The sequence below is a fragment of the Paraburkholderia rhynchosiae genome, assembly GCF_002879865.1.
Lineage (GTDB): Bacteria > Pseudomonadota > Gammaproteobacteria > Burkholderiales > Burkholderiaceae > Paraburkholderia > Paraburkholderia rhynchosiae.
The window spans coordinates 83,896-109,086 of sequence record NZ_PNXY01000015.1 but is presented as its reverse complement, the minus strand read 5'-3'; the positions used below and the strand labels follow the sequence as shown (position 1 = coordinate 109,086).

The 25,191-nt window shown below is 62.4% G+C and carries 28 protein-coding genes; 19 read left to right on the top strand and 9 right to left on the bottom strand.

Going from position 1 to position 25,191, the window contains the following annotated elements; all coding sequences use genetic code 11:
• Window positions 1-91: 91 nt before the first annotated feature.
• Window positions 92-556, top strand: coding sequence for a universal stress protein (locus C0Z16_RS21340; protein ID WP_102634081.1), 465 nt, complete (start codon window positions 92-94; stop codon window positions 554-556).
• Window positions 557-580: 24 nt separating this feature from the next.
• Here the strand turns inward: C0Z16_RS21340 and C0Z16_RS21335 are convergent, their stop codons facing one another.
• The 3 genes from C0Z16_RS21335 to lexA all read right to left on the bottom strand — a co-directional run bounded on the left by C0Z16_RS21335 (window position 581) and on the right by lexA (window position 2,470).
• Window positions 581-1,255, bottom strand: coding sequence for a DUF2939 domain-containing protein (locus C0Z16_RS21335; protein ID WP_102634080.1), 675 nt, complete (start codon window positions 1,253-1,255; stop codon window positions 581-583).
• 115 nt (window positions 1,256-1,370) lie between these two features.
• Entirely contained in the window at window positions 1,371-1,715 is a 345-nt protein-coding gene (locus C0Z16_RS21330) for a hypothetical protein (RefSeq protein ID WP_102634079.1), read from the bottom strand.
• A 104-nt stretch (window positions 1,716-1,819) separates the two neighbouring features.
• Window positions 1,820-2,470, bottom strand: a complete 651-nt coding sequence (lexA, locus tag C0Z16_RS21325; RefSeq protein WP_102634078.1) for a transcriptional repressor LexA — start codon at window positions 2,468-2,470, stop codon at window positions 1,820-1,822.
• A gap of 11 nt (window positions 2,471-2,481) precedes the next feature.
• Between lexA and C0Z16_RS37810 the strand changes: the two genes are divergently transcribed.
• The 7 genes from C0Z16_RS37810 (at window position 2,482) to C0Z16_RS21295 (ending at window position 9,099) form a co-directional block, all read left to right on the top strand.
• A complete protein-coding gene (locus C0Z16_RS37810; RefSeq protein ID WP_158244506.1) occupies window positions 2,482-2,655 on the top strand; it encodes a hypothetical protein in 174 nt (57 codons plus the stop codon).
• Window positions 2,656-2,781: 126 nt separating this feature from the next.
• Window positions 2,782-3,831, top strand: a complete 1,050-nt coding sequence (locus C0Z16_RS21320) for a sulfate ABC transporter substrate-binding protein (RefSeq protein ID WP_102634077.1) — start codon at window positions 2,782-2,784, stop codon at window positions 3,829-3,831.
• Window positions 3,832-3,977: 146 nt separating this feature from the next.
• Window positions 3,978-4,874 carry a sulfate ABC transporter permease subunit CysT gene (cysT, locus tag C0Z16_RS21315; RefSeq protein ID WP_102634076.1) on the top strand — a complete coding sequence of 299 codons (897 nt, stop codon included), beginning with the start codon at window positions 3,978-3,980 and terminating at the stop codon, window positions 4,872-4,874.
• Window positions 4,871-5,959, top strand: coding sequence for a sulfate ABC transporter permease subunit CysW (cysW, locus tag C0Z16_RS21310; RefSeq protein WP_244201295.1), 1,089 nt, complete (start codon window positions 4,871-4,873; stop codon window positions 5,957-5,959). Before cysT ends, cysW begins: the two co-directional genes overlap by 4 nt.
• A complete protein-coding gene (locus tag C0Z16_RS21305; protein WP_102634075.1) occupies window positions 5,959-7,017 on the top strand; it encodes a sulfate/molybdate ABC transporter ATP-binding protein in 1,059 nt (352 codons plus the stop codon). The genes cysW and C0Z16_RS21305 overlap by 1 nt, the downstream gene beginning before the upstream one ends.
• 76 nt (window positions 7,018-7,093) lie before the next feature.
• Window positions 7,094-8,020: a CysB family HTH-type transcriptional regulator gene (locus C0Z16_RS21300; RefSeq protein ID WP_020065801.1), complete on the top strand. Its 927-nt coding sequence runs from the start codon at window positions 7,094-7,096 to the stop codon at window positions 8,018-8,020.
• Between the two features lie 50 nt (window positions 8,021-8,070).
• Complete coding sequence (locus tag C0Z16_RS21295) at window positions 8,071-9,099, top strand: asparaginase (RefSeq protein WP_102634144.1); 1,029 nt, start codon at window positions 8,071-8,073, stop codon at window positions 9,097-9,099.
• Window positions 9,100-9,233: 134 nt separating this feature from the next.
• Here the strand turns inward: C0Z16_RS21295 and lysM are convergent, their stop codons facing one another.
• The 4 genes from lysM to gcl form a co-directional block, all read right to left on the bottom strand.
• Window positions 9,234-9,731 carry a peptidoglycan-binding protein LysM gene (gene lysM / locus C0Z16_RS21290; protein WP_102634074.1) on the bottom strand — a complete coding sequence of 166 codons (498 nt, stop codon included), beginning with the start codon at window positions 9,729-9,731 and terminating at the stop codon, window positions 9,234-9,236.
• Window positions 9,732-10,335: 604 nt separating this feature from the next.
• Complete coding sequence (locus C0Z16_RS21280) at window positions 10,336-11,244, bottom strand: 2-hydroxy-3-oxopropionate reductase (protein ID WP_102634072.1); 909 nt, start codon at window positions 11,242-11,244, stop codon at window positions 10,336-10,338.
• A gap of 107 nt (window positions 11,245-11,351) precedes the next feature.
• The gene (gene hyi / locus C0Z16_RS21275; RefSeq protein ID WP_102634071.1) at window positions 11,352-12,161 is read right to left on the bottom strand and encodes a hydroxypyruvate isomerase; all 810 of its coding nucleotides are present in this window, start codon (window positions 12,159-12,161) and stop codon (window positions 11,352-11,354) included.
• Window positions 12,162-12,257: 96 nt separating this feature from the next.
• Window positions 12,258-14,033, bottom strand: coding sequence for a glyoxylate carboligase (gcl, locus tag C0Z16_RS21270; protein WP_102634070.1), 1,776 nt, complete (start codon window positions 14,031-14,033; stop codon window positions 12,258-12,260).
• A 321-nt stretch (window positions 14,034-14,354) separates the two neighbouring features.
• Here gcl and C0Z16_RS21265 point away from each other — a divergent pair, with 321 nt between their 5' ends.
• From C0Z16_RS21265 to C0Z16_RS21220, 10 genes are all read left to right on the top strand, one after another.
• Window positions 14,355-15,269 (top strand): LysR family transcriptional regulator, encoded by a 915-nt coding sequence (locus C0Z16_RS21265; RefSeq protein ID WP_102634069.1) that lies wholly within the window; start codon window positions 14,355-14,357, stop codon window positions 15,267-15,269.
• A gap of 155 nt (window positions 15,270-15,424) precedes the next feature.
• Window positions 15,425-16,291 (top strand): RNA polymerase sigma factor, encoded by an 867-nt coding sequence (locus C0Z16_RS21260; protein WP_102634068.1) that lies wholly within the window; start codon window positions 15,425-15,427, stop codon window positions 16,289-16,291.
• Window positions 16,281-17,225 (top strand): anti-sigma factor family protein, encoded by a 945-nt coding sequence (locus tag C0Z16_RS21255; RefSeq protein ID WP_102634067.1) that lies wholly within the window; start codon window positions 16,281-16,283, stop codon window positions 17,223-17,225. Before C0Z16_RS21260 ends, C0Z16_RS21255 begins: the two co-directional genes overlap by 11 nt.
• 292 nt (window positions 17,226-17,517) lie before the next feature.
• A complete protein-coding gene (gene rpsF, locus C0Z16_RS21250) occupies window positions 17,518-17,892 on the top strand; it encodes a 30S ribosomal protein S6 (RefSeq protein ID WP_006048823.1) in 375 nt (124 codons plus the stop codon).
• Window positions 17,893-17,942: 50 nt separating this feature from the next.
• Window positions 17,943-18,242, top strand: a complete 300-nt coding sequence (gene priB / locus C0Z16_RS21245; RefSeq protein WP_102634066.1) for a primosomal replication protein N — start codon at window positions 17,943-17,945, stop codon at window positions 18,240-18,242.
• A gap of 2 nt (window positions 18,243-18,244) precedes the next feature.
• Window positions 18,245-18,520, top strand: a complete 276-nt coding sequence (gene rpsR, locus C0Z16_RS21240; protein ID WP_012432802.1) for a 30S ribosomal protein S18 — start codon at window positions 18,245-18,247, stop codon at window positions 18,518-18,520.
• Between the two features lie 27 nt (window positions 18,521-18,547).
• The gene (gene rplI / locus C0Z16_RS21235; protein WP_102634065.1) at window positions 18,548-19,000 is read left to right on the top strand and encodes a 50S ribosomal protein L9; all 453 of its coding nucleotides are present in this window, start codon (window positions 18,548-18,550) and stop codon (window positions 18,998-19,000) included.
• Between the two features lie 162 nt (window positions 19,001-19,162).
• Window positions 19,163-20,548, top strand: coding sequence for a replicative DNA helicase (locus tag C0Z16_RS21230; RefSeq protein ID WP_102634064.1), 1,386 nt, complete (start codon window positions 19,163-19,165; stop codon window positions 20,546-20,548).
• A gap of 137 nt (window positions 20,549-20,685) precedes the next feature.
• Window positions 20,686-21,312 (top strand): DUF47 domain-containing protein, encoded by a 627-nt coding sequence (locus tag C0Z16_RS21225; RefSeq protein WP_027798850.1) that lies wholly within the window; start codon window positions 20,686-20,688, stop codon window positions 21,310-21,312.
• The gene (locus tag C0Z16_RS21220; RefSeq protein WP_102634063.1) at window positions 21,312-22,322 is read left to right on the top strand and encodes an inorganic phosphate transporter; all 1,011 of its coding nucleotides are present in this window, start codon (window positions 21,312-21,314) and stop codon (window positions 22,320-22,322) included. Before C0Z16_RS21225 ends, C0Z16_RS21220 begins: the two co-directional genes overlap by 1 nt.
• Window positions 22,323-22,410: 88 nt before the next feature.
• Here C0Z16_RS21220 and C0Z16_RS21215 read toward each other — a convergent pair whose 3' ends face one another.
• Entirely contained in the window at window positions 22,411-23,217 is an 807-nt protein-coding gene (locus C0Z16_RS21215) for an SDR family oxidoreductase (protein ID WP_102634062.1), read from the bottom strand.
• A 353-nt stretch (window positions 23,218-23,570) separates the two neighbouring features.
• Between C0Z16_RS21215 and C0Z16_RS21210 the strand changes: the two genes are divergently transcribed.
• Window positions 23,571-23,882 carry a PfkB family carbohydrate kinase gene (locus tag C0Z16_RS21210; protein ID WP_244201294.1) on the top strand — a complete coding sequence of 104 codons (312 nt, stop codon included), beginning with the start codon at window positions 23,571-23,573 and terminating at the stop codon, window positions 23,880-23,882.
• On the opposite strand, the gene C0Z16_RS21205 is transcribed toward C0Z16_RS21210, so the two are convergent.
• Window positions 23,866-25,089, bottom strand: a complete 1,224-nt coding sequence (locus tag C0Z16_RS21205) for a C40 family peptidase (RefSeq protein ID WP_102634061.1) — start codon at window positions 25,087-25,089, stop codon at window positions 23,866-23,868. The two genes, C0Z16_RS21210 and C0Z16_RS21205, sit on opposite strands and share 17 nt — an antisense overlap.
• Window positions 25,090-25,191: the final 102 nt, after the last annotated feature.

The following is a 25,191-nucleotide window of genomic DNA, read 5'->3' as shown; positions in this document are numbered from 1 at the left end:
TGACACTTAGCGTTTTCCATCCCTTGCAAGCTGAATTGCGGCGCACCATGATTTAAACCAGACCGCGTCTTTGCGGAAAAGGGAGAAAACGATGGCGAGCTACCAGAAAATCCTGCTGTGCTACGACGGCTCGCGTGAAGGCCGCAAAGCATTACGTTGCGGCGCGGATCTCGCGCTGGACCTGAAAGCGGAAACGCACCTGCTCTCGGTGGTGGACATGCGTTCGAGCATTGCGCAAAGCGCGGGCCTGCTGACCGATGTCGCGTGCGGCAGCTTCGAAAAGACGGCGCGGGACATTCTGCAAGAGGGCGTGAACTGGCTGACCGAGCGGGGCGTCAACGCGCAAGGGCACTTTGCGTTTGGCTATCCGATCGACGAGATCGCGAATCTCGCCAATGAATTGCATGTCGACCTCGTAGTGGTCGGCCACCGTTGCCGCACCGGCTTGTCCCGATGGTGGATGGGCGCGGGCAATACGCCGCTGCTCGATCGCGTGTCGTGCAGCATTCTGGTCGCATGTTCTTCCGCACAGGAGCAGCAGCAAGAGGCGGCTTGAGACGCGCGAGGCCGCGCGTTCTGCTTACTCGTTCAGATTGACTGCAGCCAGCTTCCACGTGAAGAGGCCTTCGCGCAGGAAGATCGCGGAATAACGCGCGTCGCCGACGCCGTGCTGATAGGTGACCGCAAATTCGTTGAGGCCGCGATAGCCCGCCGTGGTTTGCGGCGGCTGCGGCGGCTGCGGCGGCTGCGGCGACGTGGCGCTGTTATTCGCGCGGTTACCCGCGTTGTTACCCGCACCGGGCGATGCAGGCGCCGGCACCGAGCGCACATTAGCGGCCGGAGGATTGCTCGCGGCGGGTGGCGCGGGTGGTTGCTCACCGGGCTCGCCGCGCGGCGGCATGCCGTTCAGCAGCGCGGCCACGCCATCGGGCGTCGCATAGGCATCTACCAGCGGACCGATCAATGCCACGCCGATCATCGCGCCGATCGCGGCCAACGGATTGCCGTTTCCATGCGAGCCAAGCCGGCGCGTCAACAGGCCCGCGACCTGCTGCTTGAGGCTCTCGCGCAACGCGGGAAAATCGACGTATTGATTCACCGTCTGCGCGTCACGCGCATCGGCGGCGCGTTTGAGGTTATTGAGCGCGATATACGGCGATGCATAAGCAAAGCCCAACGCGGCAATCACCACAATAACGATCAGGGTGACGATCAGCGGACGGGCGCCGCGCTTGGTCCGTGTTGAAACTGCCATCGGGTGGGACTCTCCATCAGGTGCGATCTAACGTGGACCGGGGCCACGCCGAAACGATCCGGTGCGATGCCTTGAACAGTGAATCCACGGATGCACCCGCACGCCTCTCACATCTTCAGGACTCGAATACGGCACCGTGGACGTTCGTTTCGTCCGCGATGCAGCGATCGATCATGCGGCACACGGCATCCACAGTGCCAACCATGATCAGCCGCGACGGGCCGTGATAGACCCGCACCGGTGCGCGACGCGCCGGTTCCGCAGTATTGAGTCCCGAATTCAGGGACACGCGGGCAAATGCGGGCAATGAAGACGGCAGGCTCGAAGCGCTCGCGGGCGAGTCGAACAGCGATGCAGTGCTGGCCGTGGACGCCTCGATCGGTGAGCAGGGCACCAGCTTGCGCAAATGGCGCAGACGGCCGAACTGGCGAAAAGGCAACAGGCGGGCAAGGCGTTCCATGAGTGTCTCCGGGCGATTCAACGTTGGGACAGCTTTAGTCGGTGAAGCAGCGAGCGTTTGGGCCATCGAGCGGTTGGCGCAGTGAGTCAACGCAGCGAACGCGATCAAAACTCGCCGGGGCGGATCAGCCCGACAGCGATGCCCTCCAGTGCGAAGTCCGCACTGCCGGTCTCAACGAAAATGTTTTCGTAATCGGGATTCTCCGCAATCAGCTCGATGCCGTTCGGCCGCCGCTTCAGGCGCTTGACGGTGACGTCGTCGCCGAGCCGCGCAATGATGATCTGGCCGTCTTTGGCCTCGCTTCGTTTCTGCACCGCGAGCAGATCGCCGTCGAAGATGCCCGCGTCGCGCATGGACAGGCCGCGCACCTTAAGCAGGTAATCGGGCTTACTCGAGAAGAGCGCCGGATCGCACGCATAGTGCTGTGCGATATGTTCCTGCGCGAGGATCGGGCTACCGGCGGCAACCCGGCCGATCAGCGGCAGCGACAGTTGCATGATGCTGGCGTGCGGCAGCGTGAACTGATGCGGTGCGTCGTCTGGGCCTGCCAGTAGACGAATGCCGCGCGACGCGCCGGCCGCGAGTTCGATCACGCCCTTGCGTGCAAGCGCCCGCAAATGCTCTTCAGCCGAATTGGCCGAGCTGAAGCCCAGCTCCGCGGCGATCTCCGCGCGGGTAGGCGGAAAACCGGTGCGTTCAATGGCCCGGCGGATGAGATCGAAAACCTGCTGCTGTCGTGCGGTGAGTTTGGTCATAGCGCCACTGTATGGATGAACAGGTGGCTGTATTTTTATACAGTATCCGGCGCAATTCAAGCTTTACTTTAAGTTCGCGCGGTGCCGCGCTGCCGCAACGTCGCAAATCGACGTCGGAACGTTCCCTTTTTATGCCGCAACGCCTTGTCCGGCTGTCATTACCACTTTTGCGTATTAAAAAATGAAGAAACATTATTTTTAATGATGAAAGCCCTTCGATAGACTGGCCTTCCAGTCGCTCATGTGCACGTGACCCGACGCAAAACAACACCATACGCTGTTTCAGCGGACCAACACGCGGAGAACTTGGCATGAACCATCAGGACACGGGGCGGGCAGGCAGGACCCGAAAACTCATCGCGGCGCTCTCCTTCGGCGCGGCAGCCGCGCTCGGCGCGCTTGGTGCAGTGGGTCACGCGCAAGCCGCCGACAGCACGCTGCTGAACGTTTCCTACGACCCGACTCGCGAACTCTATCAGGACGTGAATCAGGCCTTCGGCAAGGAATGGAAGGCGAAGACGGGCGAGAGCGTCACGTTCAAGCAGTCGCACGGCGGTTCCGGCGCCCAGGCGCGCTCGGTGCTCGACGGCTTGCAGGCGGATGTGGTGACGCTCGCGCTGGCCTATGACATCGACGCCATCGCGAACAAGGGGTTGATCGACAAGGGCTGGCAAAAGCGCTTGCCGGACAACGCGTCGCCGTACACATCGACGATCGTGTTTCTGGTGCGCAAAGGCAATCCGAAGCACATCAAGGATTGGAACGATCTGACCAAACCGGGTGTGTCGATCGTGACGCCGAATCCGAAGACCTCGGGCGGCGCGCGCTGGAACTACCTGGCCGCGTGGGCGTATGCCGCGCATCAGCCGGGCGGCAATGACCAGAAGGCCAAGGAATTCGTCGGGAAACTCTACAGGAATGCCGGCGTGCTGGATTCGGGCGCGCGCGGCGCGACCACCAGCTTCGTGCAACGCGGCATCGGCGACGTGTTGATCGCTTGGGAAAACGAGGCGTTTCTATCGCTGAAGGAGTTCGGTCCGGACAAGTTCGAAATCGTCGTGCCGTCCGTGAGCATTCTGGCCGAGCCGCCGGTGGCGGTGGTGGACAAGGTCGTCGAAAAGCACGGCACGCGCAAGCTGGCCGAAGCGTATCTGAACTTTCTCTACAGCGAGCAGGGTCAGGAAATCGCCGCGAAGAACTTCTACCGTCCGCGTTCGAACAAGGTCCCGGCCGAGTTGACCGCGAAGTTTCCGAAGCTGAAGCTCTATACGGTCGACGATTCGTTCGGCGGCTGGGCGACCGCGCAGAAGACGCATTTTGCCGACGGCGGGGTGTTCGATTCGATCTATCAACCGCAGTAATACCGCCGACGTCCGCGCCGTAGCCGGCGTGGGCAGAGCGACGCGACACGAACGCGCGTCACCCGGAGCGCGCCCACTGGCGCGCTTTTGGCCGATCAGGACCAGACGGCCTGCAACACAAGCATCAACCTGAAAGAGTAACGAGCATGACGACGTTGACCTTCCGAAAGCCGAGCGCCTTGCCCGGTTTTGGCCTGACACTCGGCATCACGGTGGCTTATCTGAGCCTCGTGGTGCTGATTCCGCTCGCGGCAACCTTTCTCAAAACCGCGACGCTCGACTGGAGTCAGTTCGTGCGCGCCGTCAGCTCGCCGCGCGTGCTCGCCTCGTATCGGCTGACGTTCTTTTCCGCGCTCGGCGGCGCGTTGATCAACGCGGTGTTCGGCTTCCTGGTCGCATGGGTGCTCGTGCGATACCGGTTCCCGTTCAAGCGCATCGTCGACGCCGTGGTCGATCTGCCGTTCGCGCTGCCCACCTCGGTTGCCGGCATTTCGCTCGCGGCCGTGTACGCGGGCAACGGCTGGATCGGCCAGTTCCTCGAGCCGCTCGGACTGAAGATCGCTTTCACGCCGGCGGGCGTGCTGGTTGCGCTGACGTTCATCGGCTTGCCGTTCGTCGTACGCACGGTGCAGCCGGTGCTCGAAGAGTTCGAGCGCGAACAGGAAGAGGCCGCCGCGTGCCTCGGCGCATTGCGCTGGCTGACGTTTCGACGCGTGGTGTTGCCGGCCGTTTTCCCGGCGTTGCTGACGGGTTTCGCGCTCGCGTTCGCGCGTGCGCTCGGCGAATACGGCTCGGTCATTTTTATTGCCGGCAATGTGCCGATGAAGTCGGAGATCACGTCGCTGCTGATCATCACGAAGCTCGAACAGTACGACTATGCCGGCGCTACCGCTCTCGCCGTCGTGATGCTTGTCGTGTCGTTCCTGATGCTGTTGTTCATCAACACACTGCAGTGGTATTTGCAGCGCCGGACGAGCCGCGGCGGCTCGGGTCCGGCGCCGGCCGCGGCGAGCGTCGCAAGCATCGGCGGAGGTGTGCAATGAGCCGCCGTTCCACCGATCCCACAACCGGCGTGCAGGCGCACGCAGTGGCTGCGCCTCAGCAATTGGCGCGCGCGCCGCTGAACGTTGCGCGCCGGCCCGATCCGATCACCGAACCGCCACTCGTGCGCTGGATTCTGACCGGCATCGCGTTGCTGTTTCTCTCGCTCTTTCTCGTGGTGCCGCTCGTCGCCGTGTTTTATCAGGCGTTGAACAAGGGGCTCGGTTTCTATCTGGAATCGCTCGCCGATCCCGACGCGCTTGCGGCCATCAAACTGACGGCGATTACTGCCGGGATTGCGGTGCCGCTGAATCTCGTGTTCGGCCTGGCGGCTTCGTGGTGCATCGCGAAGTTCGAGTTTCGCGGCAAGGCGCTGCTGACTACGCTCATTGATCTGCCGTTCTCTGTGTCGCCGGTGATCTCCGGTCTGATCTACGTGTTGATGTTCGGCGCGCAAGGATGGTTCGGTCCGTGGCTGCAAGCGCATAACGTGCAGATCATTTTCGCAGTGCCGGGCATTGTGCTGGCGACCATCTTCGTCACGTTCCCGTTCGTCGCGCGCGAACTGATTCCGCTGATGCAGGCGCAAGGCAACGACGAAGAAGAAGCCGCGCATGTGCTCGGCGCGTCGGGCTGGCAGATATTTCGGCGCGTCACGCTGCCCAATGTGAAATGGGGCCTGCTGTATGGCGTGATTCTGTGCAATGCGCGGGCAATGGGCGAGTTCGGCGCGGTGTCGGTCGTGTCGGGCCATATTCGTGGCCAGACCGACACGATGCCGCTGCATGTCGAAATTCTCTACAACGAATACAACTTCTCGGCAGCGTTCGCCGTGGCGTCGGTGCTGGCCTTGCTCGCGCTCGTGACGCTCGCACTCAAGCTGCTCGCCGAGCGTCATATGTCGGCGGAACTGTCGGACGCGCGCGATGTGCCCGCGCACGCCGGTCCCGTCACGCTGCCTGCGGCCTTGTCGTCCGTATCTTCGTCAGCATCTCCGTCCGCCTCGTCGTCCGCTTTGCCGTCCACTGCACAGCCGCAAAAAACGCAAGCCTCGCAGCAACACCCGCTCAAGCAAGGAGAGCTGTAATGGGTATCACCGTACGTAACCTGCAAAAGCGCTTCGGCGATTTCGTCGCGCTCGATAACGTCTCGCTCGATTTTCCGCCAGGCGAACTGGTTGCGCTGCTTGGGCCGTCGGGTTGCGGCAAGACCACGTTGCTGCGCGTGATCGCGGGCCTCGAATACGCGGACGGCGGCCAGGTCGTGCTGCAAGGCCAGGACGTCGCGACGGTCGGCGCGCGTGAGCGCGAAGTGGGCTTCGTGTTCCAGCATTACGCGTTGTTCCGCCATATGACGGTGTTCGAGAACGTGGCGTTCGGGCTGCGCGTGAAGCCGAGGAAAGAGCGCCCGTCGGAAGCCGTGATCCGCGAGAAGGTGCATGAACTGCTCAAGCTCGTGCAACTCGACTGGCTCGCGCAACGGTATCCGTCGGAACTGTCGGGCGGTCAGCGCCAACGTATCGCGCTGGCTCGCGCGCTCGCCGTCGAGCCCAAAGTGCTGCTGCTCGACGAACCGTTCGGCGCGCTCGACGCCAAAGTGCGCAAGGAATTGCGCAGCTGGCTGCGGCGCCTGCATGACGATCTGCATATTTCGACTATCTTCGTCACGCACGATCAGGAAGAGGCGCTCGAAGTGGCGGATCGCATCGTCGTGCTCAATCGCGGACACGTGGAACAGGTCGGCAGTCCGCAGGACGTGTACGACCACCCGCAAACGTCGTTCGTCTATGAGTTTCTCGGCGCGGCGAACCGTCTGCATGGCAAGGTCGATGCAAGCGGTTTCGTCGTGGACGGCGCCGCGTTGCCGGTCGCGATCAGCACCGATTTCAGCGGTCCGGCTTTCGCCTATGTGCGTCCGCACGATCTGCAGTTGTATCCGCAGTCGTCGGGGCATCGCGAGGGTATCGTCGTTGATGTACGGCGCGTCGTGACATTGGGCGGCTCCGTGCGGGTCGAACTCGCGGGCCGCGAGGGCAACCTGCTCGAAGCCGAACTCGATCGTGAAGCGTGGCGCGATCTGCAACTGGCGGTCGGCGACGGCGTGACGGCGGTGCCGCGCGCGTTGCGGGTATTTCCCGCGCAGTGAGCGGCGACCGCTGCAAACACGACAGGATGCGATCCGATACCAACAATTCAACTCTCGCTGAACCGGACACTTCAAGATGAATTTCCAGCAACTGCGCTTCGTGCGCGAGGCCGTGCGTCAGAACATGAATCTGACCGAGGTGGCGAACGTGCTGTACACGTCGCAGTCGGGCGTGTCGAAACAGATCAAGGACCTCGAGGACGAACTCGGCGTCGACATTTTCATTCGACGCGGCAAGCGGCTCACGGGCCTCACCGAGCCGGGCAAGGCGGTGCATCAGCTGATCGAGCGGATGCTGCTCGACGCGGAGAATCTGCGCCGCGTCGCACGCCAGTACGCCGATCAGGACAGCGGCCATCTGGTGGTGGCGACCACGCACACCCAGGCGCGTTACGCGTTGCCGAAGGTGATTCGTCAGTTCACCGAGGTCTTCCCGAAGGTGCATCTGGCGCTGCGCCAGGGCAGTCCGCAACAGATCGCACAGATGATCATCAACGGCGAGGCGGATATTGGCATTTCGACGGAAGCGTTGGACCGTTTCCCCGATATCGTCACGTTCCCGTGCTATTCGTGGCATCACGTCGTGGTCGTGCCGAAGGATCATCCGCTGGTGGGCCGCCCGAATCTGACACTCGACGAAATCGCCGAATTCCCGATCGTCACGTATGACCAGGATTTCACGGGCCGCTCGCATATCGACCAGGCGTTTGCGAAAGCGGGCGCGCTGCCCGACGTGGTGCTGACCGCGATCGACGCCGACGTGATCAAGACCTACGTCGAGCTCGGCATGGGTATCGGCGTCGTCGCGGCAATGGCCTACGATCCGAAGCGCGACAGCGAACTCGTCGCGCTCGATACGCAGCATCTGTTCGAAGCGAGCACGACGCGGGTCGGTTTGCGCAAAGGCGCGTTCCTGCGCGCGTATGCGTATCGGCTGATCGAGATGTTCGCGCCGCAACTGACCGAGGCGGAAATCGCCGCGCAGTTGCGCGAGGCGGTTTAAGGGTTTTTTAGGCGCGCGTGGGCAGCGCATCATCGCTTACAATCGCCGCCATGAATACACCGACTTCCTCTCCTTCGTCCATCATTGCGCCGCTGCCGCGCATCGCCGTGCTCGCCACTGGCGGCACGATTGCGGGCGCGGCCGCGGACGCCACCAACACCTCCGGCTATCAGGCGGGCGTGGTCGGCGTCGAACAACTGCTGGCTGTGGTGCCGGCTTTGTCCACGGTGGCCCGGATTGCGCCCGAGCAGATTGCGAGCATCGACAGCAAAGACATGGCGATGCCGCTCTGGACCACGCTCGCGCAACGCATCAATACACTGCTTGACGCCGACGACATCGACGGCGTGGTCGTCACACATGGCACGGATACGCTCGAAGAAACCGCTTATCTGCTGCATCTGACCATCAAGTCCGACAAGCCGGTCGTGCTGACCGCCGCGATGCGGCCGGCGTCCGCTTTGTCCGCCGACGGTCCGCTCAATCTGCTGAACGCCGTGACGGTCGCGGCGAATTCCGGCGTGCGCGGGCAGGGCGTGCTGGTCGCGTTCAACAACAGGATTCACAGCGCGCGTGACGTGGTCAAGACGAGCACTTATGCCGTCGATGCTTTCCACTCGCCGGAGATCGGCGCGCTTGGCTGGGTGCAGGACGGGCGCGTCGAATTCCAGCGGAACGTGGTGCGTCCGCACACGCTCGCGACCGAGTTCGTGATTGGCTCGAACTGGCCGCATGTGGAAATCGTCGTGAGCTATGCCGGCGTGTCGCGCATTGCAGTGGATGCGCTCGTGACAGCTGGCGTGCGCGGCATCGTGGTGGCGGGCACGGGTAATGGTTCGATTCACGTGTCGCTCGCGCAAGCGCTCGCCGATGCCGCCTCGCAAGGCGTGGCGGTGGTGCGTTCGTCGCGCGTGGGCTCGGGGCATGTGATGCGCAACGGCGCGGCCGCCGACGACGCGCTCGGCTTCGTCAGCGCGGGCTCGCTGAATCCGTATAAGGCGCGCGTGCTACTGATGCTAGCGTTGGCCGCGGGAGCCACGGGGCCAGTCGCGCTGCAGAAGGCGTTCGATACGTACTGATGCTGCTCAACGTTCAATAGCAACGCGCTCAATAAAAAACACGGCGCTCGAGGTGGTTACTCGAGCGCCGTGTTGTCGCCGTGTTGTCGTTTACTGCCGTGTTGTGTTCGCGCGATGCGAGCCCGCGGGTTGGCTTATTGCAGCGCTGGAATCACCAGCACCTGGCCCGGATAGATCTTGTCCGGGCCTTTCAGCATCGGCGTGTTAGCCTGGAAAATCACGTCGTTTTTCGCGCCGCTGCCGTAGTACTTCTCCGCGATCTTCCACAGATTGTCGCCCGGCACAACCGTGTGGAACTGCGTGGGCGCCGCGGCGGGCGTGGTGACGCTCAGTTGATCGTCGACCTTGTCGACGTTCTGCACATTGCCGGCTGCGACCAGGATCTTGTCCTTGGTCGGCTGGTCCGCGGCTTCACCAGCCACGGTCACGGTGTGGCTCGTGCCGTCGTACGTGACTTGCAGGTCGGTTGCGTCGAGGCCCTGGCTGCGGATGTAAGTGGCGATTGCGTCGCCCGCGGTCTTGTTGAGCGCGGCAAGGTCGGGTGCGGCAGGCGCGGATTCAGCCTTGGCCGGCGTGGACGCGGCGCTGAACAGTTTTTCGCCGGCTTCCTTGATGAAACTGAGAATACCCATCGATCACACTCCTCATGTTGGTACGCAAGCATGCTTGCGTACGGGTTAAGCACTGGTTGCGATGCACGCGAATATCAGGCGCGAACGATCCGCGGAACCCGCATGCCGGGCCGAAGCGGCGCGAGCGTTCAAATGCATGCAACAGACTCACGAGTGTAGGAGAAAAGCCCGCGGCGATGTGTCAAGAAAGGTAGGGGAAAAGGCACGGAGTTGCAAGCAAATGCAAGCGAACGTGCAAGCCGGCGGCGCACATGATGAACCGCGGCATGAAGAGCAGAGTGTGTGGCGGAAAAAGCATGATGATGAAATCCGACAGCCGGACACCCGACGACGACGTCTGACCGACCAAGGCTTCCCCGGCGCCGCCGGGTGCCGCTGCGGACCCCACTTTGCCGCTCTCAGCCCAGAGCGGCACGATTTGCCCGTTCCGCCGCGATGCCGCGCGACGAACCGGGCGCCCCACCTGCGATTGCCGTGACGTCGACGAAGCAACGCTTGCGGCAATCTGTGTTACTGCGTTATTCACGTGTCGCTATGCAAGCGGCTGTGGCTAATCGCTGATCTCTGATCGCGAAGCCGCAACTCGCACAGCAACGCGTCAGGATCAAGCTGCCTTCGCCTCGCTATCCGGCGCTTGCGCGACTTCATAATTCGCCATGATTTCGAGTGCGCGAACCATCGCCGAGTGATCCCATGCCTTCCCGCCGTTCGCCGCGCACACGCTGAACAATTGCTGGGCGCTCGCAGTATGCGGCAGCGCGATGCCGAGCTTGCGCGCGCCGTCGAGTGCGAGGTTCAAATCCTTTTGATGCAGTTCGATGCGGAAGCCCGGATTGAACGTGCGCTTCGTCATGCGCTCGCCGTGCACTTCGAGAATGCGCGACGAAGCGAAGCCGCCCATCAACGCCTTGCGCACACGCTCCGGATCGGCGCCGGAGCGCGAGGCGAAGAGCAATGCTTCGGCCACCGCCTCGATGTTCAGCGCGACGATGATCTGGTTCGCGACCTTGCACGTCTGACCCGCGCCGTTCTCGCCGATCAGCGAGATATTCTTGCCCATCAGGTCGAACAGCGGCTTTGCTTGCGCGAAGGCTTTTTCCGGGCCGCCCACCATGATCGTCAGCGTTGCTTCGCGCGCGCCGACTTCGCCGCCGGACACCGGCGCGTCGAGATAATCCACGCCGAGTGCATTGATCTTTTTAGCGAACGCCTGCGTATCCAGCGGCGAGATCGAGCTCATGTCGATAACGAGTTTGCCCGCCGAGAGGCCGGCGGCAACGCCGTCGTCGGCAAACAGAACGTTGGCCACGTCAGGCGTGTCCGGCACCATGATGATGACGATGTCGGCGGCTTGCGCGACAGCAGTGGAATTGGCCACCACGTTCGTGCTCTTGCCCAGGTCTTCGGGCACCGGGTACGCGCCGTTCACGAACAGCGTGTGACCGCCCTTGATGAGGTTGCGCGCCATATGCGCGCCCATGATGCCGAGCCCGATGAAGCCAATCTTTGCCATGTGTCTGAATCTCCAGTGTTTCCAGTGTTGTTTGCTGCCCCTTTAGGGGGGGCTTCCTTCAACGCGTCATGCGCCTGATTTGACCGATGTCGTATTCAATACATCGCTCAAGCCGCGGCGTGCGCGGCGCCGCGCGTTTGCCCTGCGACGCTCTGGACCCAGCCGAGCCCGGCGGTGGTCGTCGTGCGCGGCTTGTATTCGCAGCCGACGTAGCCGTCGTAGCCAATCGAGTCGAGCAGGTCGAACAGGTACGGGTAGTTGATTTCGCCGGTGCCCGGTTCATTGCGCCCGGGGTTGTCGGCGAGCTGGATATGGGCGATTTGCGGCAGATTCTTTTTGATCGTCGCCGCCAGTTCGCCTTCCATCCGTTGCATGTGATAGATGTCGTATTGCAGGAACACATTGTCCGAGCCCACCGCGCGAATCACGTCGAGACCTTCGCTCGAACGGTTCAACGCGAAACCCGGAATGTCGTAGGAATTGCACGGCTCGACCAGTAGCTTGATGCCAGCCTTCTTCAATTCACCCGCTGCAAAACGCAGGTTATCGACGATAGTCGAGCGCACCTTGTCGGCATCGACGCCCGCAGTCGGAATGCCCACGAGGCAATTCAGTTGCGATACCTTGAGGGCGCTCGCGTATTCGATCGCACGGCCCACGCCTTCCCGGAACTCGCTCACGCGATCGGGCAGGCAGGCAATGCCACGCTCGCCGGCTTCCCAGTTGCCCGCGGGCAGGTTGTGCAGCACCAGCTTCAGCCGGTTCTGCTGAAGACGCTCGCTCAATTCGGCGATTTGATACGGATACGGGAACAGGAATTCGACGGCGTGAAAGCCCGCGTCCGCTGCGGCCGCGAAGCGGTCGAGGAACGGAACTTCGTTGAAGAGCATCGTGAGATTCGCTGCAAATTTCGGCATAGTGCGTAGGTCTCTTTGGTCGGTCAGTGGAAAAACTTCGTGAGACGATTGCAACGTGATCGTGCAATCGCGCTCACGCGATTGAAGTCCTAAAGCTCAATCGAGCATGCTGATCGCAGTCGGCGCGTCTTCGCGCTTCACGGCCAGTTCCTCGAACTCGTTGATCGCGTCGATCTCCGTGCCCATCGAGATATTGGTCACGCGTTCCAGAATCACTTCGACGATCACCGGCACGTTGAACTCGTAGAGCATCGACTGCGCTTTTTGCAGCGCTGGCTTGAGTTCTTCCGGCTTGAACACGCGAATCGCCTTGCAACCCAAACCTTCCGCGACGGCGACGTGATCCACGCCGTAGCCGTTCATTTCCGGCGAGTTGATGTTCTCGAAGCCGAGCTGCACGCAGAAGTCCATGTCGAATGCGCGCTGTGCTTGGCGGATCAGGCCGAGATACGAGTTGTTCACGACCACGTGCACGTACGGCAGCTTGAACTGCGCGCCCGCCGCGAGTTCTTCGATCATGAACTGGAAGTCGTAGTCGCCCGAGAGCGCGACGATCGGCCGCTGTGGGTCAGCGGCGCGCACGCCGAGCGCTGCAGGAATCGTCCAGCCGAGCGGGCCGGCCTGGCCGCAGTTGATCCAGTTGCGCGCCTTGTAGACATGCAGGAACTGCGCGCCGGCGATCTGCGACAGACCGATCGTGCTCACGTAGCACGTGTCGCGGCCGAACACCTGGTTCATCTCTTCGTAGACGCGCTGCGGCTTCATCGGCACGTTGTCGAAGTGCGTCTTGCGATGCATGGTCTGCTTGCGCTGCTGGCAATCTGCGACCCATGCGCTGCGATCCTTCAGCTTGCCGGCGGCCTTCCATTCGTTGGCGACTTCGACGAACAGTTCGAGCGCGGCCTTCGCGTCCGATACGATGCCGAGGTCCGGGCCAAACACGCGGCCGATTTGCGTCGGCTCGATGTCTACGTGCACGAACTTGCGGCCTTTCGTATAGACCTCGATGCTGCCCGTGTGACGGTTCGCCCAGCGGTTGCCGATGCCGAGGACGAAGTCCGACGCGAGCATAGTCGCGTTGCCGTAACGGTGCGACGTTTGCAGGCCGACCATGCCGGCCATCAGCGGATGGTCGTCGGGAATCGCGCCCCACGACATCAGTGTGGGAATCACCGGCACGCCGACCGCTTCGGCGAACGTGACGAGCAGATCCTCTGCGGCTGCGTTCAGCACGCCGCCGCCGGAGACGATCAGCGGCTTGTCCGAGTTGTTGAGCATCGTCAACGCGGCTTCGATCTGCTTGCGAGTCGCCTTCGGCTTGTAGACCGGCAGCGGTTCGTACGTGTCGATGTCGAACTCGATCTCGGCGAGTTGCACGTCGATCGGCAAGTCGACCAGCACGGGGCCCGGACGGCCCGAGCGCATCAGATGAAAAGCCTGCTGGAACACGCGCGGCACCAACGCCGGCTCACGCACGGTGACGGCCCACTTGGTGACGGGCTTGGCGATCGATTCGATATCGACGGCCTGGAAATCTTCCTTGTAGAGACGCGCACGCGGTGCCTGGCCCGTGATAGCCAGAATAGGAATCGAGTCGGCCTGCGCAGAGTACAAACCGGTGATCATGTCGGTGCCCGCTGGACCGGACGTGCCGATACACACGCCGATATTGCCGGGCTGGGCGCGCGTGTAGCCTTCGGCCATGTGCGAAGCGCCTTCGACGTGACGCGCCAGCACGTGGCTGATGTTGCCGGCGCGGCGCATGGCCGAGTAGAACGGATTGATGGCTGCACCCGGCACGCCGAACGCGGTGTCGATACCTTCTTTTTCGAGCACCAGCACGGCGGCGTCGACGGCTCTCATCTTGGCCATGAATGTCTCCTGAATGTCTGGGAAATTGGCTAACAAAGCTGTTGAAAGCACTTTAGGCCTGACGGAAAGGTTTGATAAGATCAGTCCGCGTCGCTTATTTCGAGACAAAAAGTATGGAATGGGGAAGGCGGCGCTAACGCTTTGTGTGGACCGGAGCAAGTGCTTTGCTTGTGGCCCGAGTAGCGCGCTAAAGCGCGAACTCGGGTCGACCGTTTTGCATGGGACCGGAGTAAGTGCTTTGCATGGGGCCGGAGTAACACGCTAAAGCGCGAACTCCGGCCGACAGCTAAAGCGCCAACTCCGGTCGACATAGGAGACGACATGGACCGCTTCAAGCAGATCGAAACCTTTGTGCGCGTCGCGGATGCGGGCAGCCTCGCGGCGGCTGCACTGGAGGAGGGCGTGTCGCCGGTGATTCTCGGCCGCCGCATCGACGCGCTCGAAAAGCGCCTCGGCGTGAAGCTGATGTACCGCTCCACACGGCGGCTCGTCGTCAGCGAAGAGGGCGCCGCGTTTCTCGAACGCTGCCGGGGGCTCCTGAGCGAATGGGATCAGGCGGAAAATGAACTGAGCGCCGGACGACGCGCGGTGAACGGCCACCTGATCGTGTCGGCGCCGGCCGCATTCGGCCGCAAGCACGTGGCGCCCCTCGCGCCAGCCTTTGTCGCCGACAAGCCGGAATTGCAGGTGTCATTCAATCTGACCGACCGCGTTGTGGATCTGGTGCGCGAGGGCTATGACCTGTCGATCCGTATCGGCGGCGCGGTCGATCCGAACTTCGTCGCGGTGAAGCTCGCCTCGAACCGACGCGTGGTATGCGGCACGCCCGACTATTTTCGCAAGCACGGTAAGCCGAAAACGCTCGAAGATCTGCCGCGCCACAACTGTCTCGCGTTCAATCTGCAAGGCGGCCAGAACCGCGGCTGGTACTTCCGCCGCAATGGCAAGCTCGTTACGGTGCGGGTCGGCGGCACGCTCGATTGCAACGACGGCGAACTGCTGCACCGCTGGGTATCGGAAGGGCTCGGGCTCGGCTGGCGTTCCACCTGGGAAATCCAGCAGCAACTCGCGCGCGGCGAACTGGAAACCGTGCTCGACGAATTCGCGCTGCCCGACTACGACATTCTTGCGGTCTATCCGCAACAGCGCTACGTGCCGGCCAGGGTGCGCTACTTCATCGATTATCTGAAGGAAGTTTACGCGAGCGAGGACTACTGGAACCGCCCGGCCTATTAGCGGGAGCGGTCGGCTCTTTTTGCCGATCGTTTTTTTGCGGGTGATTTTGCGGACCAGGCACGCAGCGGGAATAAACTCGGCGCATGGCCGGTTATGCGGTGTGAAGCGTCACGACGAACCGCACAGCGTAGCCGCACATCCCCCGGAGGGCCGAGGTGGTCCAGACCGATTCAGACGCCGTTCGCATAAATGGTGAGACCGATGCCGCGCAAAGCCGCCGTTTCCAGCAGCTCGTGCTGCCGCATCTGGACGCCGCGTACAACCTCGCGCGCTGGCTATGCGGCAATCCGAGCGATGCCGACGACGTCGTGCAGGAAGCGTTCATGCGCGCGTTCCGCTTCTTCGACACCTTTCGCGGCGATTCGGCGCGGCCCTGGCTGCTCGCGATCGTGCGGCGGACCTGGTACACGGAGTGGCGGCGGCGCGCGTCGTCGCACGAAACGGTCGAGTTCGACGACACGATGGACGACGCCGTTTTCGACGGCTGGAGCGCGGGCGGCGCCGATCCGCAGGCGCTGCTGATTCGCGACGAGGATACGAGGCGCGTGCACGAAGCGCTCGCGCTGTTGCCGGTTGAGTATCGCGAAGTACTGATCTTGCGCGAGCTGGAAGAGATGGGCTACCGCGAGATCGCGCACGTGGCCGATGTGCCGATCGGCACGGTGATGTCGCGGCTCGCGCGCGGGCGTCGCAAGCTGGCGGCGCTGCTCGCGGAGCCGCGCAACGGTTTGCCAGGAACGCCGCCGGGGCCGGTTTCGCGCGGCGCGCCGCGGAAGTCGCAGCAAGCCGCGGGGGGCGGGTCTGAGTCGGGGGCTGAATCGGCGTGTCAGGCGCGTTCCGGCACTGAGTCAGGTTTTCAAGACGACGCAGGAGGCCGACAAAGCGGCGCGGCGCGGGGTTCGCCATCCGTCATACCGACAGCCTCCGTGACGCCGCTTCGCGCAGTGGCCAATGCCCGGCCGCTCAACAACCCCGGCGGCGCTGCCGCCGGCAACGCTCAGGAGACGCCAGATGGACTGTAGCGAAGCGCGGCCGCTCCTCGATGCGAACGCCGATCATGAATTGCCCGCGCCGGATGCGCGGCGCGTGCAGCAGCATATCGAGAGCTGCGAGGCCTGCCGGCGCGAAAGCAAAAACCTTCACGCGATGAGCCGTGCGCTGCGCACGGCGCCTTATCATCGCGCGCCGCAGTCGCTGCGGGCGCGTATCGTGGCTGGTCTGCCGGACGCAGAAAGCGCTGACCCTACGACGACGGAAACGCCCGACGCGGTCGCCGCCGGCACGCTGCCGCAGCCGCGGCGTTCGCCCCGGTGGCGGTTCGGCTGGCTCGACAGATGGTTGAGCGGCGGGCGTCTTGCGCAAGGCGGCACGGGCGGGCCGGTAGCGTTCGGTGGTTCGGGGGGGCCATTCGCGTCAGGCTGGCTGGCGGCGCTGGTCGTCGCGCTGTGCGCCGTGGGCGTGGCTGTTACGCTGAACCTGCGCCGTCCCGCGGACTTCGCGCCGTTTGCGGACGAACTCGTCGCGAGCCACGTGCGCGCGCAGGTGTCGGGGCGCGACATCGACGTAATTTCGACGGACCGGCATACCGTCAAGCCCTGGTTCAACGGCCGGCTGGACTATTCGCCGCCGGTCGAGAATCTGGCGGCGAGCGGCTTTGCGCTGGAAGGCGGCCGGCTCGATTACCTTGCGCATCAGCGGGTTGCCGTGCTGGTGTACCGCTACCAGAAGCATGTCATCGACGTGTACGTTTTTCCGCAGTCCGTGGAAGCCCGCGCTGCGAGCGGTGCGGCCCCGGCGACGCTTGGCCGGGAAGGCTATTCGATCGCTCACTGGAACGCGGAAGGCATGACGTGGTGGGCCATTAGCGATGCGGCGCCGGATGCGCTTAGCGCGTTGGAGAAGGCGCTGACCGCGCGCCTGCAAGGCGGCAGCGAACGGACGGAGGCGGGCTCGTAGAAGCGGCCCGCAAACGGCGGACGGCTTGCCGGTTCGCGTATGCGGACAGCGGGAGGCAATCGTCTCGGCGGCGTTTTTGAGGCAGGACGCCCCGCGGTGGCCATCGCGTGATGAGCGAGCCCGGCTCGGCAAGTGCCCCTAAATCCTTGAAAACACGCCTGAATCACGTGACGGGACAATGCGGTGCCTTGCAACCCGGCCCCAACCGGGTTACACTCTTCGGCTTCTCACTTGCCACACCGGTTCAGACGCCCGGGTGGCTTCTATCCAAAAGTCAGCACAAGGAGTGTGTATGCGTCATTATGAAATCGTCTTTATCGTGCATCCCGATCAGAGCGAGCAAGTGCCCGCCATGATCGAGCGTTACAAGAGCACGATCACGTCGCACGGTGGCCAGATCCACCGTATCGAAGACTGGGGCCGTCGCCAACTGGCCTACATGATCGAGAAACTCGCGAAGGCTCACTACGTCTGCATGAACATCGAATGCGACCAGACCACGCTCGACGAACTGGAACACGCGTTCAAGTTCAACGACGCCGTTCTGCGTCATCTCATCGTCAAGATGAAGAAGGCCGAAACCGGCCCGTCGCCGATGATGAAGGAAGTGCAGCGCGAAGAAGCCAAGAAGTCGGCTGCTACGCAACCGTCCGAAGCGCAGGCTTAAGACACATTATTTAAGCTACCAGACCAAGCGTCACCCTCGTCAAAGGCTTCATGAACCGGCTGCAACTCAAGGCCAGCGTCGTCGAACGCGAAGCGGTGCGGTATACCCCCGCCGGCGTTCCGATTGCAGGCTGCACGTTGCACCACCGCACGGAAGTGGTCGAAGCCGGCATTGCCCGGCAAGTCGAACTGACCATGCAGGCGGTAGCCGCGGGCGAGGCGAGCGGTAAGCTGGAAAGCTGTCCGATGGGCGTGGAAACGCTCTTCACAGGCTTCCTGGCGAAAAAGCACCGCAACGCGAGAACTCTGGTATTTCACATCACAGCATTGCAGGACATTGGAAAGGACTGAACATGCCCCGCCCGACTGGTAAGAAATTCGACAAGCGTCGTCAGCAACAAAATCCGCTCTTCAAGCGCAAGAAGTTCTGCCGTTTCACGGCCGCTAACGTCGATCATATCGACTACAAGGACCTCGAAACGCTGAAGGACTTCATCGGCGAAAACGGCAAGATCACGCCGGCGCGTCTCACGGGTACGAAGTCGCACTATCAACGCCAGCTGGACACGGCAATCAAGCGCGCACGTTTCCTCGCGCTGGTGCCGTACACCGACCAGCACAAGGCCTAACCCGACGACGCGATAAGGAGCATCCGAATGCAAATCATTCTTCTGGAAAAAGTCGTCAATCTGGGCAACCTGGGCGATATCGTGAAGGTCAAGGACGGTTACGCACGTAACTTCCTGATCCCGAACAAGCAGGCTCGCCGTGCAACGAAAGAAGCGCTGGCTGAATTCGAGGTCCGCCGCGCTGAACTCGAAAAGACCGCCGCTGAAAAGCTGGCTGCCGCTCAGGCTCAAGGCGAAAAGCTGGCAGGCTCGACGGTCCAGATCGGTCAGAAGGCCGGTGTCGACGGCCGTCTGTTCGGCTCGGTCACGAACGCCGACATCGCCGAAGCACTGGTCAAGCAAGGCTTCGCAGTGGAAAAGGCGCAAGTGCGCCTGCCGGAAGGCCCGCTGAAGCTGGTGGGCGACCACCCGGTTCAGGTTTCGCTGCACACCGACGTGGTTGTGGATGTGACGGTGTCGGTGCTCGGCGAGCACGTTTAAGCCGACGCGTCCAAGCCGACCGCATCACGCATCAGATAGTATTGGCCAGGATGTTGCTGGCTGAAGGCAGGGGCCGGGCAACCGGCCCCTGCCTTTTTTGTGCCCGTCATTTTTGATTCTCCCGCTGGCCGCGGTCGCCCGATTCCACGATAATTCGTCTCCATGAACGCACCGTCCAAAGATCCCCAGCTCGAGTCGCTGAAAGTCCCGCCGCATTCGATCGAGGCCGAGCAATCGGTGCTGGGCGGCTTGCTGCTCGACAATGCGGCATGGGACCGCATCGCCGACTTTCTGTCGCAAAGCGATTTCTACCGCTACGATCACCGCCTCATTTTCGAGCACATCGGCAAATTGATCGCGGCCACGCGTCCGGCCGACGTCATCACCGTTTATGAAGCGCTCGGCACCGCGGGCAAGGCGGAAGAGGTCGGCGGTCTCGCCTATCTGAACGCACTCGCGCAGAACACACCGAGCGCCGCCAATATTCGCCGCTACGCGGAAATCGTGCGCGACCGCGCGGTGCTGCGCCGGCTGGTTTCCGTCGCCGACGAAATCTCGGCCGACGCGTTCAATCCTCAAGGCAAGGAGGTCCGGCAACTGCTGGACGAGGCCGAATCGAAGGTTTTTTCGATCGCCGAGGACGGCGCGCGCGGCACGCAGGGCTTCCTCGAAATCGGACCGCTGCTAACCCAGGTGGTCGAGCGGATCGACACGCTGTATCACACCGCCAATCCGAGCGACGTGACCGGCACGCCGACTGGCTTCGTCGACCTCGACCGCATGACCTCGGGCATGCATGGCGGCGAACTGATCATCGTCGCGGGGCGTCCGTCGATGGGTAAAACGGCGTTTTCGATGAACGTTGGCGAATACGTGGCCGTGGAGTACGGCTTGCCAGTCGCCGTGTTCTCGATGGAAATGCCGGGCTCCCAACTCACCATGCGTATGCTCGGCTCGGTTGGCCGGCTCGATCAGCACCGCATGCGAACGGGCCGTCTGACCGACGAGGATTGGCCGAAGCTGACGCACGCCGTGCAGAAAATGAGCGAGGCGCAGATTTTCATCGACGAAACCGGCGGCCTGAACCCGATGGAACTGCGCTCCCGCGCGCGCCGGCTGTCGCGCCAGTGCGGCAAGCTGGGTTTGATCATCATCGATTATCTGCAATTGATGAGCGGGTCGTCGTCCGGCGAAAACCGTGCAACGGAAATCTCCGAAATTTCGCGTTCCCTCAAGAGTCTCGCCAAGGAACTCGATGTACCGGTCATTGCTTTGTCCCAGCTCAACCGGGGTCTGGAACAACGGCCGAATAAGCGGCCGATCATGTCGGACCTGCGGGAATCCGGCGCTATCGAACAGGACGCCGACGTGATCCTGTTTATCTACCGGGACGAAGTGTATAACCCGGACAGCCCCGATAAAGGCACCGCCGAAATCATTATCGGCAAGCAGCGGAATGGCCCGATCGGACCCGTTCGGCTCACGTTCCACGGTCAATATACGAAGTTCGATAACTTTGCCGGCGCCCAGAATTTCTACAGCGAGTAAAGCGCAATCAGCGAAAAAAGCGGCGCCAAGGCAATCGGGCGTTGTAACGGCGCTTTGCAAAGTGCTACATCGATCCCGCAACGGTACAATATGGCGGTTTTATGTCAGCCATTATGTGACCAATTTTCGGGATCCCAATGTTCGGTCGATTCATGCCCACCGAGGGCAAGTTCTTTGATATTTTCAATGCGCACGCACAGTGCATCGTCTCTGCAAGCCGCGAACTCGAGCTGCTGATCGACAATCTGCAAGACGCCGAAACCCACAAACAAAACGTGCAGAAGGCCGAAAAGGCTGCCGACAAGCTCACCCACGAAACCATCGACCTGCTGCACAAGACGTTCATCACGCCGCTCGACCGTGATGAGATCCATAAGCTGATCACTACGATGGACGATATCCTCGATCTGATGGAGGACGTCGCCACCGCAATTTCCCTTTACGACGTTCAGTCGGTCACCTCCGAGGCGAGCCAGCTCGCGCACATCTGCACGGCGACTTCCGAGCGCGTGCAGTTCGCCGTCAGCCTGTTGTCGGATATGAAACAGGCCAGCCAGATTCTGAAAGCCTGCGAGGAAATCGACCGCCTCGAGTCCGAGGCCGACCGCGTGCTGCGCTCGGCTATGTCGAAACTCTTCCGCGAGGAAGACAACGTCAAGACCCTGATCAAGCTGAAAGCTATTTACGAACTGCTCGAAACGATCACGGACAAGTGTGAAGACGTAGCGAACATCATCGAAGGCATCGTGCTGGAAAACGCATAATGCAATCGATACAACTCGCTATCTGGGTCGTCGCCGGCCTGGTCGCCGTCGCGCTCGTTTTCGACTTCATGAACGGCTTTCACGACGCGGCCAACTCGATCGCCACCGTGGTGTCCACCGGCGTGCTGAAGCCCCAGCAGGCGGTGGCGTTCGCCGCCGCGTTCAACGTCATCGCGTATTTCGTGTTTCACCTGAAAGTGGCCGCGACTGTTGGCAAGGGCACAATCGATCCGAACATCGTCGATCATTACGTGATTTTCGGCGCGCTGGTGGGCGCGATCGGCTGGAACGTGATCACCTGGCATTACGGCATTCCGTCGAGTTCGTCGCACGCGCTGATCGGGGGGCTCGTGGGCTCGGCGCTTGCCAAGTCCGGCTGGGGCTCGCTCAATTTCGACGGCCTCATGAAGACGGTGACGTTCATTTTCGTTTCGCCGCTGCTTGGCTTCGTGCTGGGCTCGTTTTTCATGCTGGCGGTGTCCTGGATCTATTTCCGTACGCCGCCCAGCAAGGTCGACCGGCGGTTCCGGCGCCTGCAGCTTGTATCCGCCGGTTTGTACAGCCTGGGCCACGGCGGTAACGACGCGCAGAAAACCATCGGCATCATCTGGATGCTGCTGATCGCGACCGGCTATGCGTCGTCGATCGCGGAGGCGCCGCCGTTGTGGGTGATCGGGGGCTGCTATCTGTCGATGGGTGTAGGCACCTTATTTGGCGGCTGGCGAATCGTCCGGACGATGGGTCAGAAAATTACTAAGCTGAAGCCGGTCGGCGGCTTTTGCGCGGAGTCGGGTGGGGCGATCACGCTGTTCACGGCCTCGTGGCTTGGCATTCCGGTATCCACCACCCATACGATTACCGGCGCGATTGTCGGCGTGGGCGCGACGCAGAAACTGAGCGCGGTGCGCTGGGGCGTGGCCGGCAACATCGTCTGGGCGTGGATTCTGACGATTCCGGCCTCAGCGGCGCTCGCCGCCGCCGCCTGGTGGCTCGGGCACCGCTTGCTGTAAGTCACGGTTGCAGTGCGGACGCAAAGACCGTCCGCAGCCGACCACAACCCTACGACAAAGCTCTCAAAGCGCCCAAGCAGCACGCCGATCAGATCAGCGGCGTGCTGCCTCCATCCATCGGCACAATGGCGCCCGTGACATAGCTCGCGCGGCGGCTCGCCAGAAACAGCGCGACATCGGCGATTTCCTCCGGCTTCGCATAGCGTCCGAGCGGCACCTTGGCCTGCCCACGAGCCAGCGCTTCCGCGCTCTGAATGCCCTGCTGCGTTGCTTCCAGCGTGACCGCTTCTTCGACGCGCTCGGTCAGCGTCGCGCCCGGATTGATCGCGTTGATGCGAATGCCGTAGCGCGCGTAGTAGTGGGCGAGGCCGACGGTCGCCAGCATCAGGGCGGCGTTGGCGGCGCCGCCGGCGATGTGGATATCGCTCGCAATCTTCCCGCCCATACCGATGATATTGACGATGGCGCCCGGATCGCCGCCATGGCCCGATTTCGCGCGCTCGGCCATGCGGCGCAGCACTTCCTGCTGTGGATAGATGTAGGGGAAATACTTGGCTTCCATCGTGGCCCGGAATGCGTCGGCGTCGAGCGTTTCGGGGTCATAGCGGCGCGCCGCGCCCGCGCTGTTCACCAGCACGTCGATTGGGCCGACGGCGGCGCTGACTTCCTCGACGATGTCGGCGGCGCCGTGCGGTTCGTGCAGATCTGCGCGTGTGCGATGCACATGCAGACCTTCCTGTTTCAACTGTTCATAGGCGCGCGCCAGATTGGCGGGATCGCGCGAGACGATTGCAACCTTCGCGCCCTCCAGCGCAAAAGCCCGGGCGCACGCAAAACCGATTCCCTTGCTGCCGCCCGTGATCAGCACCACTTTTTCTTTCAGTCCGAGATCCATTATCGCCACCCGCTTCGGAAGAATACCGATGACGATAGCAGATCGGCGGTCGGTGTGTGCTCGGTGAGCCGCGATCGGAGAAGATTAATGAATGTGCCAGTCGGACGAGTCCGATTTGCATCATTCGTTGAGTGGGGACATCAGCGTGGCCTCGGTTGCCCGTCTCATTTGTGAAAAAGCGTGCGCGTCTGGGTTGCGCGGTTTTTCTGTGCTCAGTGTTAATAACTAAGGATAACGAAGTAATAAAAACGGAACCGACTTAATGCGCGCACTCCAAGTTCTTATAGAAAGTACTCGCGAGCCGAACTATCGCGTCATCGAAGCGCCGGTGCGTGTCGTTAAGACGTCCCGCAATGTTGGAGGCGGTTGATGTGCACGTGGCGGGCGGGGCGGCCAATGTGGTCGTCAACACGATCAATCTTGGCGCCCGGACCACGCTGCTGTCGGTCGCCGGCGACGATCAGGATGGGCGTGCCTTGCAGTCCTTGTTGGAGTCTCGCAACGTTCACTGCACGTTCCTGCGCGGCAAACCACCGTTAAGCTCCGCGTCATTTCAAGCAACCAGCAGATCGTGCGCGCTGACTTCGAACAGCGTCCGGATCACGAATCGCTGTTTCCCTGCCGCCGCACAAGCGAGCCACCTTTCCGTTAAAAATTCCCATTAGCAAAACGGGCAATCGGATCATCGCTAGTTTGTGAGGGCACGGGCATGCCTCGTGAGGCCGTCGAGGCTCGCATGATCTGCACGCTGCCATCGTCGGCTTGTGCCTGCGGCGTCTGCTGTGCCTGGCGCGCCTGACGTGCGGCAACAGAAGCGGGCGGTGGCGGTTCGAACGCATCGGCGGCGGCATCGATTGCGTCCGGTGCGCCAGAGGTTGCCGCCTGCGAAATCGCCGCGCGTGCGGCCGGGGTGGGCTGCCGTTGAGCTGAAGCGCTGCCGCTGGCGTCATAGGCACTTGCTTGAGCGGACGCAACTGGCACAGGCGACACCGCACCTGCTGCGCGCGCCTGAATCTGCGCCGCGCTCATACCGGGCGGCGGTGGTTCAAATGGATCCGCTTGCGGTGTCCGCGCGACGGCGATGGCCGCAGAAGCGGAGTCAGCGGTCGATGGCGCGTGCGGCGCGGCTGTCACGCGAGTGAGTGTCCGAGACGGCGAAGCACCTGCGGCATAGCCCGGTGCTGCCTTCGTCGCTGGCGGTGGTGCATTTGCCGCACTAGTTTGACCGCCTGCATATGCCACGGTCGCCGCCGTCGCCAGTCCCGCCGCACCTTCTTGCTGCGGCGCCGCAGCCTGATAGCTTGGCGCATCGAACGGCGCCGGCTTCGCGGCCGGGCCGGCCACGCGGCGGATGCCGTCAAAGCGCTTTGCCCAATACGGATTGGTCAAATAATCGAGCCGCACTGTGCCACCCGTCGACGGCGCATTGACAAAGCGCAGCTTGCCCACGTAGATGCCCACGTGCGAGTGCGGGCGACCGGTCGTGTTGAAGAAAATCAGATCGCCCGGCGCGATCCCGTCCGGTTCCACTGATTCGCCACGCCCGCTCATGTCGGCGGTCGTGCGCGGCAGGTTCACGGAAGCCGCGCGCGCGACGACATAGCGTACTAGGCCGCTGCAATCGAAGCCGCTATCGGGCGTGTTTCCGCCCCAGCGGTACGGCACGCCGACGAGGCTCATCGCCTGAATCGAGATTTCCTCGCGGCCGATGCTGTGATCCACGAAGTTCAGAAAACCCGGCGGCGGCGCGCGGTAAGCGCCGTTTGCCACGGCGAGCGAGCTTGCCGAGCCGCGCGACGACGTCTTTTGCGGCGCGCCGGCGCAGGCGGCGAGCAGCAGGACGGTCAGCAGCGAGAAGGCAAGTCGGCGCATGAAAAAGGAAAGCGGTAAACGCTCGTTTAAAGACGGACGATGTCCGGATGGTAGCCGGTGAAACGAAGGAGCGGCAAGAATTCTTGACAAATTACTTGAAGT

Excerpts from the sequence above, each read along its gene's own strand:
- priB (WP_102634066.1), top strand. The coding sequence starts at position 17,943 with ATGAACCGGCTGCAACTCAAGGCCAGCGTCGTCGAACGCGAAGCGGTG.
- rpsF (WP_006048823.1), top strand. The coding sequence starts at position 17,518 with ATGCGTCATTATGAAATCGTCTTTATCGTGCATCCCGATCAGAGCGAG.
- rplI (WP_102634065.1), top strand. The coding sequence starts at position 18,548 with ATGCAAATCATTCTTCTGGAAAAAGTCGTCAATCTGGGCAACCTGGGC.
- C0Z16_RS21225 (WP_027798850.1), top strand. The coding sequence starts at position 20,686 with ATGTTCGGTCGATTCATGCCCACCGAGGGCAAGTTCTTTGATATTTTC.
- C0Z16_RS21205 (WP_102634061.1), bottom strand. The coding sequence starts at position 25,089 with ATGCGCCGACTTGCCTTCTCGCTGCTGACCGTCCTGCTGCTCGCCGCC.
- hyi (WP_102634071.1), bottom strand. The coding sequence starts at position 12,161 with ATGCCGAAATTTGCAGCGAATCTCACGATGCTCTTCAACGAAGTTCCG.
- C0Z16_RS37810 (WP_158244506.1), top strand. The coding sequence starts at position 2,482 with ATGGATGAACAGGTGGCTGTATTTTTATACAGTATCCGGCGCAATTCA.
- rpsR (WP_012432802.1), top strand. The coding sequence starts at position 18,245 with ATGCCCCGCCCGACTGGTAAGAAATTCGACAAGCGTCGTCAGCAACAA.
- C0Z16_RS21220 (WP_102634063.1), top strand. The coding sequence starts at position 21,312 with ATGCAATCGATACAACTCGCTATCTGGGTCGTCGCCGGCCTGGTCGCC.
- C0Z16_RS21255 (WP_102634067.1), top strand. The coding sequence starts at position 16,281 with ATGGACTGTAGCGAAGCGCGGCCGCTCCTCGATGCGAACGCCGATCAT.
- C0Z16_RS21295 (WP_102634144.1), top strand. The coding sequence starts at position 8,071 with ATGAATACACCGACTTCCTCTCCTTCGTCCATCATTGCGCCGCTGCCG.
- C0Z16_RS21280 (WP_102634072.1), bottom strand. The coding sequence starts at position 11,244 with ATGGCAAAGATTGGCTTCATCGGGCTCGGCATCATGGGCGCGCATATG.
- lexA (WP_102634078.1), bottom strand. The coding sequence starts at position 2,470 with ATGACCAAACTCACCGCACGACAGCAGCAGGTTTTCGATCTCATCCGC.
- cysW (WP_244201295.1), top strand. The coding sequence starts at position 4,871 with ATGAGCCGCCGTTCCACCGATCCCACAACCGGCGTGCAGGCGCACGCA.
- C0Z16_RS21215 (WP_102634062.1), bottom strand. The coding sequence starts at position 23,217 with ATGGATCTCGGACTGAAAGAAAAAGTGGTGCTGATCACGGGCGGCAGC.
- C0Z16_RS21300 (WP_020065801.1), top strand. The coding sequence starts at position 7,094 with ATGAATTTCCAGCAACTGCGCTTCGTGCGCGAGGCCGTGCGTCAGAAC.
- C0Z16_RS21305 (WP_102634075.1), top strand. The coding sequence starts at position 5,959 with ATGGGTATCACCGTACGTAACCTGCAAAAGCGCTTCGGCGATTTCGTC.
- gcl (WP_102634070.1), bottom strand. The coding sequence starts at position 14,033 with ATGGCCAAGATGAGAGCCGTCGACGCCGCCGTGCTGGTGCTCGAAAAA.
- C0Z16_RS21335 (WP_102634080.1), bottom strand. The coding sequence starts at position 1,255 with ATGGCAGTTTCAACACGGACCAAGCGCGGCGCCCGTCCGCTGATCGTC.
- lysM (WP_102634074.1), bottom strand. The coding sequence starts at position 9,731 with ATGGGTATTCTCAGTTTCATCAAGGAAGCCGGCGAAAAACTGTTCAGC.
- cysT (WP_102634076.1), top strand. The coding sequence starts at position 3,978 with ATGACGACGTTGACCTTCCGAAAGCCGAGCGCCTTGCCCGGTTTTGGC.
- C0Z16_RS21340 (WP_102634081.1), top strand. The coding sequence starts at position 92 with ATGGCGAGCTACCAGAAAATCCTGCTGTGCTACGACGGCTCGCGTGAA.
- C0Z16_RS21320 (WP_102634077.1), top strand. The coding sequence starts at position 2,782 with ATGAACCATCAGGACACGGGGCGGGCAGGCAGGACCCGAAAACTCATC.
- C0Z16_RS21330 (WP_102634079.1), bottom strand. The coding sequence starts at position 1,715 with ATGGAACGCCTTGCCCGCCTGTTGCCTTTTCGCCAGTTCGGCCGTCTG.
- C0Z16_RS21210 (WP_244201294.1), top strand. The coding sequence starts at position 23,571 with ATGTTGGAGGCGGTTGATGTGCACGTGGCGGGCGGGGCGGCCAATGTG.
- C0Z16_RS21230 (WP_102634064.1), top strand. The coding sequence starts at position 19,163 with ATGAACGCACCGTCCAAAGATCCCCAGCTCGAGTCGCTGAAAGTCCCG.
- C0Z16_RS21265 (WP_102634069.1), top strand. The coding sequence starts at position 14,355 with ATGGACCGCTTCAAGCAGATCGAAACCTTTGTGCGCGTCGCGGATGCG.